Source organism: Sulfuricurvum sp. (genome assembly GCF_028713855.1).
Taxonomy (GTDB): domain Bacteria; phylum Campylobacterota; class Campylobacteria; order Campylobacterales; family Sulfurimonadaceae; genus Sulfuricurvum.
Map to the genome: position 1 here is coordinate 134,246 of NZ_JAQTNN010000001.1, position 17,138 is coordinate 151,383.

Consider the following 17,138-nt stretch of genomic DNA (forward strand, 5'->3'; position numbering starts at 1 on the left):
AAAGAGATTTGACTACAATATCTTCTAAATTGAAAGCTGTTTCAGAAATAATGATTACGTATTTAAAAGCTTTCAGAAAACCATCAATGGAGACTCTATTTTGCAAGAGTGGTATGACGCTATAAAATCGGCTGACTCGATTGATAAAATCGAAGAGATCCGAATCGCTATTTTCGGAAAAAAAGGGATAATGAACGCAGAGTTCGCCCGTATGAAAGATATTCCTGATGCAGAAAAAGGGACATTTGCTAAAGAATTGAACATCCATAAAGAGGGATTGAACGCTTTGTTGCTCGATCGCAAACTCTTTTTGGCGATGGAACATTTGCAAGCATCTATGAAAGCGGAAGCGATTGATGTAAGCCTTTATTCTCCGATCAGTGAGCGTGGATCTTTGCACCCTGTAATGGAAACGATGGATCGAATTGTCGAATATTTCGTTGCTATGAATTTCTCGGTACAAACGGGACCGATGGTAGAAGATGATTTTCACAATTTTGAGGCGTTAAATCTTCCTAAATACCATCCTGCGCGTGATATGCAGGATACTTTTTATTTTAAAGACTCGATGCTGTTGCGTACCCATACCTCTCCGGTACAAATTCGTACAATGCTAAGTACCAAACCTCCGATTCGGATGATTGCTCCGGGTGCCGTTTTCCGTCGTGATTACGATATTACCCATACTCCGATGTTCCACCAGGTAGAGGGATTGGTCGTTGAAGAAGCAGGAAAAGTGTCGTTTGCTAATCTTAAATTTATCCTTGAAGATTTCCTAAAAACAATGTTTGGAGAAGTTGAAGTTCGTTTTCGTCCTAGCTTTTTCCCGTTTACGGAGCCTTCCGCCGAAGTTGATATCAGTTGTATTTTCTGCGGTGGAGAAGGGTGCCGAGTATGCTCTAAAACCGGATGGCTTGAAGTCCTCGGATGCGGTATTGTCGATCCGAATGTCTTTAAAGCGGTCGGGTATGAGAATGTTAGCGGATATGCGTTTGGTTTAGGGGTTGAGCGGTTTGCAATGCTGATTCACCGAATCGGCGATTTACGCTCTTTATTTGAGGGAGATACGAGATTATTGGAGCAGTTTAGATGATCGTTACAAAAAATTGGTTAAACGAATGGATCGATCTCTCAGGAATCAGCACAGAAACATTGCTGAAAACGTTCAATTCTATCGGTCTTGAAGTTGATCGACATGAAATAATTATGGTGCCAAACGGTGTCGTTATCGGTTATGTAGAACAATGTGAAAAACATCCTGATGCGGACAAGTTAAATGTATGTCAAGTCAATGTAGGCAATGAAATACGACAAATTGTTTGCGGGGCATCGAATGTCCGTCAAGGAATTCATATTGCATTGGCTACAGTAGGTGCAGAGCTTCCCGGCGGTCTTAAGATCAAGGAAGCAAAACTTCGCGGTGTTGAATCGCTTGGAATGATCTGCTCGGCGAAAGAGATTGGATTGCCTTCTTTGGGCGAGGGGATTATGATCCTTGATACGAGCATAGGAGAGATGGTCCTCGGAAAAAATTTGAATGAATATCCTTCATTCAATGATGATTTGATCGAGATCGAACTTACAGCAAATCGCGGTGACTGTTTGAGTATTCACGGTATCGCACGTGACTTGTGTGCAGCATTTTCCCGACCACTTAGAGAAGTGAATCAGAAAGAAAAACAAGATGGTCGATTGGGTATCGGACGTATTTTGCAGCTTCATCATAATGAAACGTTTAATACGGATCTTTTATTTGGGGCAGTCGATGTAAAAGAGCTGCAAGTTCCTTTTGCGATTGCTTTGCGTTTGGCACTTATCGAAGGGGTATACAATACCGCCGTCGATGCATTACTCCTGTATTCGACACAAAGTACGGGTGTCATTTTACGAGCGTATCCGTTTGAAAAATTTGGTGATTCGGAAACAAAAGGGATTATTACCCTCGACAATGACGATAACGGTTTTGCTGCATTGTACGGGAAAGAGAAAGTTTCCGTGATCGGTGTATCGCAAGAAAAAGAAGCTCATTTCAGTGCTGAGGGCGGATTAGCGATTATCGAAGCGAGTTATATCGCGCCGGATATTATTGCCAAAAAAATGGGTGAGAAAAAGGTTCCAAGCTGTCCCCATTATTATCGATCTTCACGCGGTAGTGAGCCAAAAATCGAGATGGGTATCCGATATGTGGCTGAATTATTTGAAAAATATTCACCTTCACAGGTATACGGCGGGAATATAGAGCTTCTTTCTTCGTATGAACCTCGTATTATTAGCATGGGTGAAGAAGAGTTTGAAGCGTTTATCGGTTTAAAGATCGATAAGACAACGATTACCCAGATTTTCAAAAATTTAGGGATGGATATCGGTAAACCGAAGGGATCGACTTTTGCGATTTCCGTTCCAAAGTTTCGTCATGATATTGTAAATAAACAAGACATAATCGAAGAGATCGTCCGTATTATCGGTATTGATAATATTCCGTCCAAGCCTCTTGTATTTGCAGAAGCAAATCAAATGGGTAATGATTTGACTGAGTATAAAAAAACACGCATGTATCGCCATCGTTCTGCTCAAAGCGGATTTTACGAGTCTGTTCATTTTGTCTTTAATGAACGCCTTCAGGTAGAAAAATTCGGTTTTGTATGTACTGAGCCGTCCAAAGAGCTTTTAAACCCTATTACTGCAACGTTTGATACCCTTCGTCCTACGTTATTGGTAGGTCTTTTGAATTCAGCTGCGGCTAATGTTAAAGTGAACCAAAAAAAGATTGCTCTGTTTGAGACAGGTATGGTATTTGATGCAGAACGTCATGAATCCAAGCGTCTATCGTTTATTGTTTCAGGAGCGATGGAAAATGAAAAAATCTCCAATGCGGGGAAACCTTCCATTATCGATTTTGCTGCATTTACCAAACTGATTTCGGACGTATGCGGATCATTTGAATTGATTTCACATACTCCGAGCCACTCTTTGGCTCATCCGTATGTATGTGCAAAAGTGATAATCAATGGTCAGGAAGCCGGTGAACTTTTCCGTCTCCATCCACAAGTAGAAGAGGAATTTGACCTTGCACAAACGTTTATGTGCGAACTCAAAACTGATTGTCTTCCCTACGGATTGATCGAAGCACAACCGTATTCAAAATATCAGGCATCTTTTAGAGATTTAAGTATTCTTATTCCCAAAGATGTAACGTACCAAACCATCAAAGCGGTTATTGAAAAAAATATTTCCGTACAAGTTCGACGCTTTTACCCTGTTGATCGCTATGTTTCGGAAAGTTTGGGAGATCACATGAGTTTGACGTTGCGCTTTGTATTGCAATCAGATGAAAAAACGTTGGAAGAAGAAGATATTACTGCCGCTGTAGAAGGGATATTGAATGCTCTACGCGAAGAGCTTGGAGTAAATTTGCGATGATGCGTGCTAAAGTTTCTCCGGCATCCCCTTTTACTTTTAAAAGTGATGCGATTGCTCCGGATAAATCGATCTCACATCGCTGTGCAATGTTTGCCGTTTTGGCAGAAGGTGAAAGCCGGATTGAAAACTTTCTCCGTGCCGAAGACACCCTAAATACCCTTAAAATAGTCGGTCATCTGGGGGCTGAGATTATCGATGACGGCTCTGTTATCACGATACGCTCACACGGTATTAAAGAAACCTCTGAAATCTTAGATTGCGGTAATTCAGGGACAGGAATGCGTCTTTTTTGCGGACTACTCAGTTCAGCAGAGGGACATTTTATCCTCACGGGAGACGAATATCTTAAACGCCGTCCGATGAAACGGGTAACTCAGCCGTTGCGCACTATCGGTGCGAAACTCGATGGACGTAATAATGGCGATCTTGCACCGCTATCCATTCGTGGTGCATCACTTAAAGCATTCGATTATGTCTCTCCGATTGCTTCGGCGCAGGTAAAAAGTGCGATGATGCTTGCTGCTCTTCGTTCCGACGGGGTCTGTACATTCAAAGAACCGGAACTCAGTCGTGATCATACAGAGCGGATGCTTCGCGGAATGGGTGCTCGTGTTGAAATTAACGGCTTAGAAACAAAGATTTGGCCTTTGAACGCCCCGTTAAAGCCTCTTGATATTCGTGTGCCTGCCGACCCCTCAAGTGCTTTTTTCTTTGCGGTAGCAGCGGCCATTACTCCCAATTCTTCAACTATTATTGAAGGGGTTACTCTCAATCCAACTCGAATCGAAGCGTTTAAAGTCCTGGAACGCATGGGTGCCAAGATCAGCTATACTTTGACGGATGAGCGGTATGAGCCGATTGGGACGATCCGAGTAGAAAATGCACCTCTTCATGCGGTCACTGTCGAAGAAAATATTGCATGGCTCATTGATGAACTTCCGGCGCTTTCTATTGCGATGGCATGTGCAGAGGGTAAAAGTGTTATCAAAAATGCTGAAGAGTTACGGGTAAAAGAGTCTGATCGCATTAAAACGGTTGTGGATAATCTTAACCTTTGCGGAATAGAGACGGAAGAATATCCAGATGGTTATGCCGTAGTCGGCGGAGAACTTCGCTCAGCACGTGTGAACAGTTTTGGAGATCACCGTATTGCAATGAGTTTTTTGATTGCAGGACTACGATGCGGTATGGAAGTGGAAGATATTGAGTGCATTAATACCTCGTTTCCTAACTTTTTTGAATTATTGGGCAGTTGCACAAAGGTAGAGCGATGAAAATTGAACTTGCGGAGAGCTACGGATTTTGTTTTGGTGTAAAACGGGCCATTAAAATTGCTGAAGAAAACCGAAATTCTGCGACATACGGCCCACTGATTCATAATGCCAATGAGATAGATCGATTAAAAAATGATTTTAATGTTGCATTGAGCGAAAATTTAGATAGCTTCAAATTTGGTGAAACGGCGGTTATTCGTACCCATGGTATACCGAAACAAGAACTCTCTTTGTTACATGAACGACATGTAAATGTTGTTGATGCAACCTGTCCGTACGTGACAAAACCGCAGCAGATTTGTGAAGAGATGTCGGCTCAAGGGTATGATATCGTGATATTTGGAGATGAAACACATCCGGAGATCAAAGGGGTTAAAAGTTATGCTAATGACCATGTTTACGTTGTTAACAGCCCTGATGAAATCGATGCTCTCCGTTTACGAGAAAAAGTTGCTACGGTAGCCCAAACTACTCGAAAAATTGAAGACTATCAACAAATCGTCGGAAAACTGATGTCTTCGCACAAAGAGGTACGTGTTTTCAATACGATTTGTAACGCTACTTTTGATAACCAAGATGCCGTTCGTAAGCTTTCTCAGGAAGCTGATGTAATGATTATTATCGGTGGAAAAAACTCTTCGAATACCAAGCAGCTTCATTCGATTGCAAAAGATTATTGCAGTGACAGTTATCACATTGAAAGTCAGGATGATTTACAAATGAACTGGTTCTCAGGTAAAAATTTCTGTGGTATCAGTGCCGGAGCATCAACTCCTGACTGGATAATTGACGATGTTGTTACCAAAATAAAGACCTTGACAAACTCCTAAATTCTGCATCCTAAACTGAAAACAAGCATTTTTTCGCTATAATCAGCCAATTTTTAGTTACAAGGGAATAGGCATGGCTTTCGATAACGAAGCATTTGAAGAAGAAAATTTTGCTGAAATGCTGGAGGCATCGTTCAAAGAGCAAGAATCCACACGCATTACAGAAGGTGAAGTAGTAGAGATCCAAGAGAGTGACAACCGCGCGTTGGTAGGCGTCGGTGAAAAACTCGAAGGAATTCTTTCATTGGATGAAATTCGTGATGCAGAAGGAAATCTTCTTTTTAACGTTGGCGATAAAATTATGGTAATGGTGATGGGACACTACAATGAGCGTCCAAAAATCTCCTATAAAAAAGTGCTTGAGCAAGAGAAAACACTTGCCTTTATCAATGCGCATAAAGAAGACTTTGAGTCTATCGTTATTGAAGCGTTGGTGACCAAGAAAAATAAAGGTGGATACCTATTGGAAGCGGATGATGTCCATTTCTTCCTTCCTCGTTCACTTGCTGCGTTTAAAGAGACCGATCAAGTAGTCGGTAAAACGATCAAAGCACAAGTGGTTAAAGTTGATCCGGCTGAAGCTTCAATCGTTGTTTCTCGCCGCAAACTTTTCAATGATGAGCGTAAACGCAAGAAAGAAGTGATTGACGCGTTGATGGAAGAGGATAAAGTTATCCAAGGAACCGTCAAAAAAATCACCAGTTATGGAATGTTTGTTGACGTCGGCGGGATCGACGGGTTGGTTCATTACAATGAAATCAGCTACAAAGGGCCTGTTAACCCATCGAAACTTTACAAAGAGGGCGATATCGTCAACGTAAAAGCGATTGCGTACGATAAAGACAAGCGTCATCTTTCACTTTCAATCAAAGCGGTTCAATCTGATCCATGGCAAGAAGTTGAAGAGGCGTTGGAAGAGGGTGATACCATCACGGTTACCGTCAGCAATATCGAGCCGTACGGTATTTTCGTTGACCTTGGTAACGATATCGAAGGATTCCTTCATATCTCTGAAATTACATGGGATAAAAATATCAAACATCCGAAAGATTACCTCACAGTAGGTCAAGAGATCGATGTTGAAGTTATTGAAATCAACTCTAAAACCCACAAATTGCGTGTATCGTATAAACGTCTTCAACCAAAACCGTTTGAAGAGTTCACCAAAAAATTCAAAGAAGGTGATACCGTTACCGGTACTGTTACCTCTTTGACCGATTTTGGTGCATTTGTTAAAGTTGGTGGCGTAGAGGGATTGTTGCACAATCAAGATCTTTCATGGGACAAAAATGTCAAATGTAAAGAGACTCTCAAAGTCGGTGACGAAATCGAAGTAAAAATTGCAAAAATCAATGTGGATGATGAAAAAATTTCGTTGAACCGTAAATCACTCGAAGAGAGCCCGATTGACCAATTTGCAACAAGTCATAAAATGAATGAAGTGGTTCAAGCTACCGTTCGTGATGTAAAAGATTTCGGTGTATTCGTTTCATTGGAAGGGGGCGTTGACGCTCTTATCCGTAACGAAGACCTTTACCCTCTTATCCCTGAAGAACTTGAAATCGGACAAACCATTGAAGCTGCTATTTTAGTTATCGATGCTAAACGTGACCGTATCCGTCTTTCCGTTAAAAAGTTGGAACGTATTAAAGACCAAAAAATGTTGGATGAAATCAATGATAACGATTCACACAGTCTTGGTGATTTGATTAAAGATCAATTGAAATAATAGTAATGCGACGTGCTGCTTATTGGCTGTTTCCCCTTATAGCCTTAACCGTAGCAGTTTTTATCGTCGTTTTTATGATCCAGATTAATCCTGCAGCACCTGTTTTAAATGAGAGACCGGGTGAAGCAGAGACAGAAGTCGCATCGCATTTTAATCCGGAAATCGGAAACTGGATTGAGCGTTTCTCCACTACTGAGGAGAAAGGGTATTTTTATCCGGTAAATGAGCTCACTCTAGAGTTGGATGCGAATGATACTCATGGCCAATTCTAATCATAGTGAATCTGTATCCCTTGTAACAAAACTAAAAACCTACCAAATCACGGCGACTTTTTCGCCGTTCACAGAGGAAAAGTAATGGAAAAATATAAAATTGTCGTATGTGATCATATCCATGAAGAAGGGCTGAATCTTCTCCGACGTGACGATCAAGTCGAGATGATTTTTGCCGCAGACATGGATAAAACTGCACTTTTAGATGTAATCAAAGACGCCGATGTCGCAATTACTCGTAGTTCAACGGATGTGGATGATAAATTTATCCAAGCGGGACGCGGACTCAAAGCAATCGTTCGCGCCGGTGTAGGTGTTGATAATGTCGATATCCCGGGATGTTCTAAAGAAGGGATTATCGTGATGAATGTCCCTACTGCGAATACCATCGCTGCGGTTGAACTCACCATGACCCATATGCTCTCATGTATGCGTATGTTCCCATATTCTCACGATCATTTGAAAAATCAGCGAGTATGGAAACGTGAAAAATGGTATGGATACGAATTAAAAGGGAAAAAACTGGGTGTGATTGGTTTCGGTAACATCGGAAGTCGTGTCGGTATTCGGTCGAAAGCATTTGAGATGGATGTAATCGCGTATGACCCATATATCCATTCATCTAAAGCAAGTGACGTTGGTGTTAAATATACCACCAATTTTGAGGATATTTTAGCCTGCGACATCATTACTATTCACACTCCGAAAAATAAAGAGACTGTTGGTATGATCGGGGCGGATGAAATTGCTAAAATGAAAGACGGTGTGGTTTTAATCAACTGCGCACGCGGCGGTTTGTATGATGAAGATGCTCTGTATGATGGTCTTAAATCAGGAAAAATCCGATTTGCCGGTATTGATGTATTTAACAAAGAACCTGCCATCGATAATAAACTCCTTGATTTGGACAATATTTGTGTCTCTCCGCATTTGGGTGCCAATACGTTTGAATCTCAATTGGGTATTGCTCTTGAAGCGGCACAACAAGCGATCGAAGCGGCTAAAGGAATTGCGTATCCACATGCCTTGAACTTACCGATCGATGAGACAAAAATTCCATCATTTGTAAAGCCGTTCTTGGAAATGAGTCAAAAAATCGGTTTCTTAGCTTCACAAATGAATAAAGCACCGATTGTTTCTATCAAAGTAAGCGGTCGCGGCGATATCGCCGAATACGTTAATTCTTTAGCAACTTTTGTGACCGTAGGGGCTTTGGCAGATATTTCAGGGGATACGATTAACTACGTTAATGCTGATTTCATAGCCAAAGAACGAGGTATAAAAATCGAGACGGAAGAACTTCCGGCAAGCACTGTTTATAAGAATCTTGTAACCGTAAAACTTACTACTGATAAAAATGTTATCGAGATCAGTACAACTATGTTTAATGACGATGTACAACGTATCGTTGATATCAACGGTTTCGGTGTCGATGTGGAGCCGAAAGGGAATATGATTCTCTTCAAAAATACTGATGTTCCAGGTGTTATCGGTCAAGTAGGGACATTACTTGCTGCGCATGAAGTTAACATCGCCGATTTCCGTCTCGGACGCAACAAAAGCGGTGAAGCGCTGGCCGTTATCATCGTTGATTCAGCCGTCAATGACAAAACCATTAAAGAACTTTCAGCACTCAAAGCTTGCATTAGCGTTTCTTACGCTCGTATTTAATCTTTTTTCCCTTCGGGGAACCTTCCTTCTTCTTTTCTTGATATTTTCTTTACTATTTCCTCCTTTTATTTGAGACTTTTTTGACCGACTTTAGGGATATCATTATAGATGAAATTTATTCTGTAATGGAGTCAGAGATGATGATTGATATGATTGTAGGCGCTACGCTTGCGGTTTCTTTACTACTGTACTTCGTTTATACCCTTGTAAAGATTGAGGAGCTGTAAATGGAAGGTTTGGATATAGGTTTGTTCGCGTTATTCGCGTTCGCGGTAGTTGTTTTCGGATTTTTTCTCGGAAACTATGTGTATAAGATTTTTGATGAAAAGAAAACGTTTCTCGATCCCGTGATGAACCCGATCGAAAATCTCCTCTTTCGTATCAGCGGCATCCATGCTGAAAAATCTCAGAGTTTTAAAGAATATACCATTTCGTTGATGGTTTTTAACCTATTCGGTATTTTTATCCTCTTTTTTATCCTCTTTTTTCAAAGTGGTATGGGACTTAATCCCCAAAATTTTTCGAATTTGAGCTGGCATTTGGCGCTGAATACAGCGGTTAGTTTCGTGACCAATACGAACTGGCAAAGTTACAGTGGTGAGAGTACGATGAGCTATTTTTCACAGATGGTTGGATTAAGTGTCCAAAACTTCCTCTCTGCCGCAACGGGTGCGGCTGTGGCTGTTGCTTTGATGCGAGGACTAACCGGAAGAGGAATCGGAAATTTTTACGTCGATATGACGAAAACGACGTTGCGTCTTCTTTTACCGATTGTAGTCGTGTATGCGGTATTTTTAGTGTCGCAAGGGGTGATCCAAAATCTTTCAGCGTATGTGGATGTAACCACCATTGAAGGGGGAAAACAAACCCTTGCAATGGGACCGGTAGCGAGTCAGGAAGCGATCAAAATGTTAGGAACCAACGGAGGGGGATTTTTCAATGTCAACAGCGCACATCCGTTTGAGAACCCGAATGAATTGACCAACTTTATCCAAATTTTCTCGATCTTTTTGATCCCCATCGCATTGTTGTTTGCGTATGGTAAGTTTGCCGGAAACCGCAGAGAAGGGATTGCGATCTTTGGTGCTATGGCGCTATTGTTTGCGCTGACACTCTCGGCTACCTATTATGCCGAATCACAAGGAAACGCGATGCTGACACAGCTTGGTGTCGAAGCAGGCCCTAGTATGGAGGGTAAAGAGGTACGGTTTGCACTGGGAGCATCGAGTTTGTTTGCGACCGTAACGACGGCGGCATCGTGCGGTGCGGTTAATTCAATGCATGATAGTTTCTCACCGCTCTCAGGTGGGGTTTTGATGCTACAGATGATGGTTGGAGAGGTGATCTTCGGCGGTGTCGGTGCAGGATTTTACGGGATGATGATTTATGCGTTGCTCTCCATGTTTATGATCGGTTTGATGGTCGGAAAAACCCCGATGTATTTGGGCAAAAAGATCGAAGCGTATGAGATCAAAGCGGTTATCATCGCGTTGCTTCTCCCCTCGGCAGCGATTTTGGGCTTTTCAGCTATAGCGGCAAATTGCGCTGACGGATTGGCGGGTCTAAACAACGCAGGGCCGCATGGGTTGGGAGAGATACTCTATGCCTATACCTCGGCAGCGGCGAATAACGGAAGTGCGTTTGCTGGACTTACGGCCAATACACCGTTTTACAACGTGACATTGGCTATCGCGATGTTTATCGGACGATTTGGGGTCATTATCCCGATGATCGCGATTGCTGCGAGTATGTCAAACAAAAAAACATATGCCCTCTCATCGGGTTCGGTAAAAAGTGACAATATGACCTTTACGATCTTTTTGGCATTCACCGTTCTTATTTTGGGTGCATTAACCTTTTTACCGGCGTTGACGTTTACAGCGATTGCGGAGCATGTTCTCATGTTGTCCGGCAAGCTGTTCTAAGGAAATAGAATGAAAAAAGCAATTGAAATTAATAACAATGAAATATTTAAAGAAGCATTGAAAGAGTCGTTTATTCGTCTCAATCCGAAACACCAGATTAAAAATCCGGTGATCTTTGCCGTGACGCTGAGTTCAGCATTTTGTACGGTTTTATTTTTAAGCGGAAGTTTTGACCCTGCGGACTTTTGGTTTAATCTACAGCTTCTTTTTTGGCTGTGGTTTACTGTCTTGTTTGCCAACTTCGCCGAAGCATTGGCAGAGGGGCGCGGGAAAGCACAAGCATCGAGTTTACGTCAAACTCAAAGCAATCTAAAAGCCAATCGTTTGGTAGGTGATAAAACAGAATACATCGATGCATCATTGCTCTTAAAGGGTGATGTGGTTATCGTCAAAGCGGGTGAGTTAATCCCGATTGATGGTGAAGTGATCGAAGGTGTTGCCAGTGTCAATGAGAGTGCGATTACCGGAGAATCCGCTCCCGTCATCCGTGAGAGCGGTGGGGATCGCAGTTCTGTGACCGGAGGAACGACGGTACTATCGGATTGGATCAAAGTGCGTGTTACGGCGGCGAAGGGGGAGAGCTTCTTAGATAAGATGATTATGCTCGTAGAGGGGGCAAAACGTCAAAAAACGCCTAATGAGATTGCGCTAAGTCTGATTCTCATCGGATTTAGTTTGATCTTCTTGCTTGCGGTAGCGACACTTCAGCCGATAGTAGGTTATTTTCACAGCTCGTTTTCACTCCTCGTACTGGTGGCACTGTTTGTCTGTCTGATTCCTACCACGATTGGCGGATTACTCAGTGCAATCGGTATTGCGGGAATGGATCGACTGCTTCGTAAAAACGTCATTGCCACCAGCGGTAAAGCGGTTGAGACAGCAGGGGATATTTCCGTATTGCTTCTCGATAAAACAGGGACGATTACCTTCGGAAACCGTATGGCTAGCGAATTTTTCACCCTAAAGGGTGTCAGTAAAAGCGAACTCCTCTCGTATGCAATACTCTCATCTCAAGCGGATGAAACTCCTGAGGGGCGTAGTATCGTTGCGCTTGCGGAGAGCATGGATGCCAAGAGTGTATCGTTAATCGGAGAAAAGACATGGATCTCTTTTAGTGCCGATACCAGATTGAGCGGTGTGAATGTAGAGGATATTCATATCCGAAAAGGGGCGATGGATTCGGTCGCTAAATTTGTCGAACTATATGGTGGAATGCTCGATGAGGAGTGTCGAGGAATTTGTGAAAAAATCGCCAAAGAGGGGGCTACTCCTCTCGTCATAGCGGTTAATGGCGGAGTTCTTGGTGTTGTGATGCTCAAAGATATCGTTAAACCCGGTATCAAAGATAAATTTGCCGAGTTGCGATTGATGGGGATTAAAACAGTCATGATTACTGGAGACAACCCTCTCACGGCTGCGGCGATTGCGGCAGAAGCGGGTGTGGATGATTTCGTCGCCGAAGCGACACCGGAGACCAAAATCCGCCTTATTCAAAAATATCAACAAGAGGGGTATCTCGTCGCTATGACAGGGGATGGTACCAACGACGCTCCCGCATTGGCGCAAGCTGATGTTGGGCTGGCAATGAACAGCGGGACGCAGTCGGCAAAAGAGGCGGCGAATATGATCGACCTCGACAGCTCTCCGACGAAACTGCTCGAAATCGTCGAAGTGGGTAAACAGCTCCTATCGACACGCGGAGCGTTAACGACGTTTAGTATCGCCAATGACGTCGCGAAATATTTTGCCGTCATTCCGGCAATGGCGGTCATTATTTTTCCATCCCTTGCGGTGCTCAATATTATGGATTTGGCGAGTCCGAAAAGTGCGATCCTCTCGGCGGTTATTTTTAATGCCTTGATTATTGTGGCGTTGATTCCGGTTGCGTTGCGCGGAGCGGCGTTTAAAGCTCAAAGCGAAGAGGCTGCATTGCGCCGTAATCTCGCTATTTACGGATTAGGGGGGATTATTACCCCATTTATCGGGATTAAACTCATCGATATGGTGATTAGCGCCCTTGGTTTGGCATAAGGAGAAAAAGATGTTTAAAGAGATAGAAAAATCGGTACTGTTATTTAGCGGTTTAACCTTGATCTGCGCCCTTGCTTATCCATTTGCGATAAATGCAATCGGAGCGGGTGCATTTGCAGACAAAGCGGATGGTTCTTTGGTGTATAAGGGGAAAACCCCTATAGCTTCGACCTTAATCGCCCAAAATTTTACCCAACCGTATTACTTTCACCCGCGCCCATCAGCGGCGGGGGCAGACGGATATGACGGTACATCATCAAGCGGATCGAATCTGGGCTATACCAGTCAAAAATTGCATGATGCCATCAAAGGGCGAGTTGAAACGTATCGCACCGAAAATAATCTAAGTGCCACACAAAAAGTCCCTATGGATGCGGTAACGACGAGCGCTAGCGGACTTGATCCCCATATCACCGTGGCTAATGCACTAATACAAGCAAAACGAGTCGCTATAGCACGTGGTATTGATGAGACTCAAGTGATCAATATCCTTCACAAAAACATTCAACAGCCATATTGGGGTATCATAGGAAAAGAGAAAGTGAATGTACTCAATCTCAATTTAATATTAGATAGAAAATTTGGAAAAGTTAAAATCTAAGGCCGAGAGGCTCCTCGAAGAGGTACAACAAGCCGAAGAGGGAAATTTTATCCTCTATCTCGGCGCGGCGGCCGGAGTCGGTAAAACCTATGCTATGCTCTTAAAAGGGCGTCAGCTCCAACAAAGCGGTATTGATGTGGTCGTTGGGTATCTCGAAGCGCACGGACGTGTAGAAACCGAATCCTTGGTCGAAGGGCTGGAAATCATTCCCACCAAAAAGATCCGTTACGGCGGAGCAGAATTTGGTGAAGTGGATATCGATGCCATCCTCAAACGCGACCCAGAAGTGGTGCTGATCGATGAACTCGCCCACACCAATACGCAAGGCTCCAGTTACGAAAAGCGCTATCAGGATGTCCTCGAAATTCTCTCTCACGGTATTGATGTTATTGCCACGATGAACATTCAGCACATCGAGAGTCTCAACGACATTGTTTATTCGCTGACAAATGTTCGAGTGATCGAAACAGTGCCCGATAGCATATTGGAGCGGGTCGATAGTTTTCGGCTCATCGATACACCGCCGGATGAGCTGATCGAGCGGCTTAAAAACGGAAAAATCTATCCCCAAAACCGTGTCGAATCAGCTCTCAATAATTTTTTTACCGAACAAAATCTCAGCAAACTGCGTGAACTTACCTTACGTAAAGCGGCTCTCAAAGTAAGCGATGAACTCAACGAATATTCAGTTGCCAAACGTGACGGTAGACGTTCTCAAACCAACACGGTAATGGTCTGTATCGATCATCATGAAGAGTCGATGGATGCGGTGCGCTATGCCAAACGGCTTAGTGATTCACTCAAAGCGCCATTGATAGCATTGCAAATTACTTCTGATGCTCCCGGAAATTCCCAAAAAAGTATTCAGATACGTAAACACATCAAACTGGCTGAGAGGCTTGGCGCAACCATCGTTTCAAAAATTTCGGGAGATAAAACCGATGCAGTAATCGAATCAATCGAAGAGTACGGCATCACAGAGTTGGTGATGACCCGTCCGAAAAGCCGCTTTTTCGGGTTATTGTTTCCAAATTTGACGAAAAGTGTGATGGATCGGAAACCACAATGCATTATCGATGTTGTCCCATTTGAGAAAAAACATCCCAACTTTTTTGAGCAGATCAAACCCTTTGAGCAAACACCAACGAATCTTAAATATTATTTGGCCTGTTTGGCACTCTTAGCCGGTATTACCGGATTCGCCTTTGTCGCAAAAGAGGCACTGGGTATCGTTAATATCACATTGATCTATTTGCTCGTAACACTGTTTTCAGCTGTCCGGTATGGAGTAACCTACTCCTTTTTTACGGCATTGGTCGGGGTATTGCTCTTCGACTTTTTATTTATCGAACCCTACTACACGTTTAGCGTACATGACCTTCGCTATACCCTCTCCTTTATTATCTTTTTGATTGTCGGCTATACGGCGGGTAAACTCTCCGATGGGATCAAAGCGAAAAACAAAGCAATCAAAAGCGAAGAGACACGCTTTAGACGACTGTATGAACTCAGTTCTGGGTTAGGGGATTTTGAAAATGAGCAAGATGCTTCGGCGTTTGCGGTTGGAAAATTGTATTCCATTTTTAATTCGAAAACGGTTGTCTTTATCCCTGATGAATCTGATAAACTTAAAGTTGTTTCAGCAATTATAAACGGCGATATGCTAAGCAATCGTGAATGCGAGGTGTATCGTATCCATCCTAACGATCAAGCGTGTGCGCAGTGGGTTTACCGTAATGGCGAGAGTGCCGGAAAGTTCACCAATACGCTTCCTAATGTCGAAATGACTTATTTCCCATCCAAAGCGTTTGATAAAACAGTCGCAGTGGTTGCAGTAGAGCTTCCCGTATTGGATGGTCCGACGTATGAATTACTCTCTGCATTTATGAATACATTCGCGGTTTCGCTATGGCGGATCGGTCTTTCACGCCAAAATAATCATATCAAACTGATCGAAGCGTCGGAGAAATTGACCTCGGTGCTATTTAACTCGGTTTATCATGAGCTAAAAACCCCTTTGGCAGCTATTTTAGGCTCCGTGAGCACGATCAACAGCCCCGATGTGACTGTTTCTGAATCATCCGAAAAACAGTTATTGGAGAACATTGAGGAGAGCGCATTGGGGATGGAGCGTATTCTTAAAAATCTTTTGGATTTTGCACGAATTGAGAACGGATTGATACATCTCAAAAAAGATTGGTGCGATATTGGAGATATCCTCAGCAACGCCTATCAAAAAGCGTTAAAACAACATCCACGTGAGGATATAACGTTTAATTTTGAGGTCGATGCACCTCCTATCAAAGTGGATTTCTCACTGTTAGAGCAGGCGATGCTCAATGTGTTTGATAATGCGTTAAAATACTCAAAACCCGGAGAAATAAAAGTCAGCGTTGCGAAACGGGGTCCTAATCTTTTTATTATCGTTTCCAATCCGAGTGATATCGACTCCTCAGAACTGGATAATATTTTTGAGAAATTTTATCGGGCGGAAATTTCGGCCAAAATTAAAGGCTCAGGTTTAGGGCTGTCTATTATTAAAGGGATTGTTCACGCACACAAAGGGAATATCAATGCGACAAAACGACACGGTGAATTAGTGTTGACGATCATCCTACCCATCGAGTCAAATGATGGGCAAATGAATTCGGAAGAGGGATAACGATGGCAAATATTTTATTGGTCGAGGATGACAGCGGTATCCAAAAAATGTTGTCTATTTCGCTCGGGGCGGCTGGATATGAATTGGTAAAGGCAGACTCTATCAAATCAGGTCTTGTAGCACTTACTCAAAACCCTGTCTCCTTGGTGCTTCTTGATCTCGGTCTCCCCGATGGCGACGGCAAAAAATTTATCCAAGAGGCGAAGATGTTCAGTGATGTACCGATCATTGTCGTCAGTGCACGTGATATTGAGTCTGAAAAAATCGAAGCGTTGGAGATGGGGGCGGACGACTATCTCACCAAACCTTTCAGTATCGGCGAATTGATCGCACGGATCAAAGCATTATCACGTCGTGTCAGAGAAAAAGATGAATCCATCCATAATGAGATTAGCATCGGAAAACTCACGATTAATCTCGTGAATAAGACGGTTACACTTGATTCCAAGCCGGTGAAGTTGACGAAAAAAGAGTTCGAACTCTTAGCACTGTTTGCAAAAAACAGGGGGAAAGTATTGACCCATACCTTTGTCCTTGAAAACGTGTGGGGAAGAGGCTATGGAAAAGAGACCCATTATTTGCGAGTATTTATGGGGCAACTTCGGAAAAAAATTGAAGAGAATCCCTCGATGCCGCAATACATTGTTACCGAATCTGGGATGGGGTATCGGATGAATGAACCAACGATAGAGTAATCATTTCACCCCTCTTGGATACATCGTT

General features: G+C 43.0%; 12 protein-coding genes. All 12 read left to right on the top strand.

All coding sequences use genetic code 11. The features are described from left to right. Positions 1-100 precede the first annotated feature (100 nt). The 12 genes from pheS to PHI47_RS00790 all read left to right on the top strand — a co-directional run bounded on the left by pheS (position 101) and on the right by PHI47_RS00790 (position 17,110). Positions 101-1,093, top strand: coding sequence for a phenylalanine--tRNA ligase subunit alpha (pheS, locus tag PHI47_RS00735; RefSeq protein WP_299932509.1), 993 nt, complete (start codon positions 101-103; stop codon positions 1,091-1,093). After that, positions 1,090-3,420, top strand: a complete 2,331-nt coding sequence (gene pheT, locus PHI47_RS00740) for a phenylalanine--tRNA ligase subunit beta (RefSeq protein WP_299932512.1) — start codon at positions 1,090-1,092, stop codon at positions 3,418-3,420. The genes pheS and pheT overlap by 4 nt, the downstream gene beginning before the upstream one ends. Beyond that, the gene (aroA, locus tag PHI47_RS00745) at positions 3,417-4,694 is read left to right on the top strand and encodes a 3-phosphoshikimate 1-carboxyvinyltransferase (protein WP_299932514.1); all 1,278 of its coding nucleotides are present in this window, start codon (positions 3,417-3,419) and stop codon (positions 4,692-4,694) included. Before pheT ends, aroA begins: the two co-directional genes overlap by 4 nt. Continuing rightward, a complete protein-coding gene (locus PHI47_RS00750; RefSeq protein ID WP_299932517.1) occupies positions 4,691-5,524 on the top strand; it encodes a 4-hydroxy-3-methylbut-2-enyl diphosphate reductase in 834 nt (277 codons plus the stop codon). The genes aroA and PHI47_RS00750 overlap by 4 nt, the downstream gene beginning before the upstream one ends. A 73-nt stretch (positions 5,525-5,597) precedes the next feature. Continuing rightward, positions 5,598-7,253 carry a 30S ribosomal protein S1 gene (locus PHI47_RS00755; protein WP_299932520.1) on the top strand — a complete coding sequence of 552 codons (1,656 nt, stop codon included), beginning with the start codon at positions 5,598-5,600 and terminating at the stop codon, positions 7,251-7,253. Positions 7,254-7,258: 5 nt separating this feature from the next. Continuing rightward, positions 7,259-7,525, top strand: a complete 267-nt coding sequence (locus PHI47_RS00760; protein ID WP_299932523.1) for a hypothetical protein — start codon at positions 7,259-7,261, stop codon at positions 7,523-7,525. A gap of 84 nt (positions 7,526-7,609) precedes the next feature. Further along, the gene (gene serA / locus PHI47_RS00765; protein ID WP_299932525.1) at positions 7,610-9,196 is read left to right on the top strand and encodes a phosphoglycerate dehydrogenase; all 1,587 of its coding nucleotides are present in this window, start codon (positions 7,610-7,612) and stop codon (positions 9,194-9,196) included. A 227-nt stretch (positions 9,197-9,423) separates the two neighbouring features. Continuing rightward, positions 9,424-11,121, top strand: a complete 1,698-nt coding sequence (kdpA, locus tag PHI47_RS00770) for a potassium-transporting ATPase subunit KdpA (RefSeq protein ID WP_299932528.1) — start codon at positions 9,424-9,426, stop codon at positions 11,119-11,121. Positions 11,122-11,130: 9 nt separating this feature from the next. Further along, positions 11,131-13,152, top strand: a complete 2,022-nt coding sequence (gene kdpB, locus PHI47_RS00775; RefSeq protein WP_299932531.1) for a potassium-transporting ATPase subunit KdpB — start codon at positions 11,131-11,133, stop codon at positions 13,150-13,152. A gap of 10 nt (positions 13,153-13,162) precedes the next feature. Further along, on the top strand, positions 13,163-13,753 hold the full coding sequence (gene kdpC / locus PHI47_RS00780) for a potassium-transporting ATPase subunit KdpC (RefSeq protein ID WP_299932534.1): 591 nt from the start codon (positions 13,163-13,165) through the stop codon (positions 13,751-13,753). After that, on the top strand, positions 13,734-16,415 hold the full coding sequence (locus PHI47_RS00785; protein WP_299932537.1) for a sensor histidine kinase KdpD: 2,682 nt from the start codon (positions 13,734-13,736) through the stop codon (positions 16,413-16,415). Before kdpC ends, PHI47_RS00785 begins: the two co-directional genes overlap by 20 nt. 2 nt (positions 16,416-16,417) lie before the next feature. Continuing rightward, positions 16,418-17,110, top strand: coding sequence for a response regulator transcription factor (locus PHI47_RS00790; RefSeq protein ID WP_299932540.1), 693 nt, complete (start codon positions 16,418-16,420; stop codon positions 17,108-17,110). The last annotated feature ends 28 nt before the right edge of the window (positions 17,111-17,138 follow it).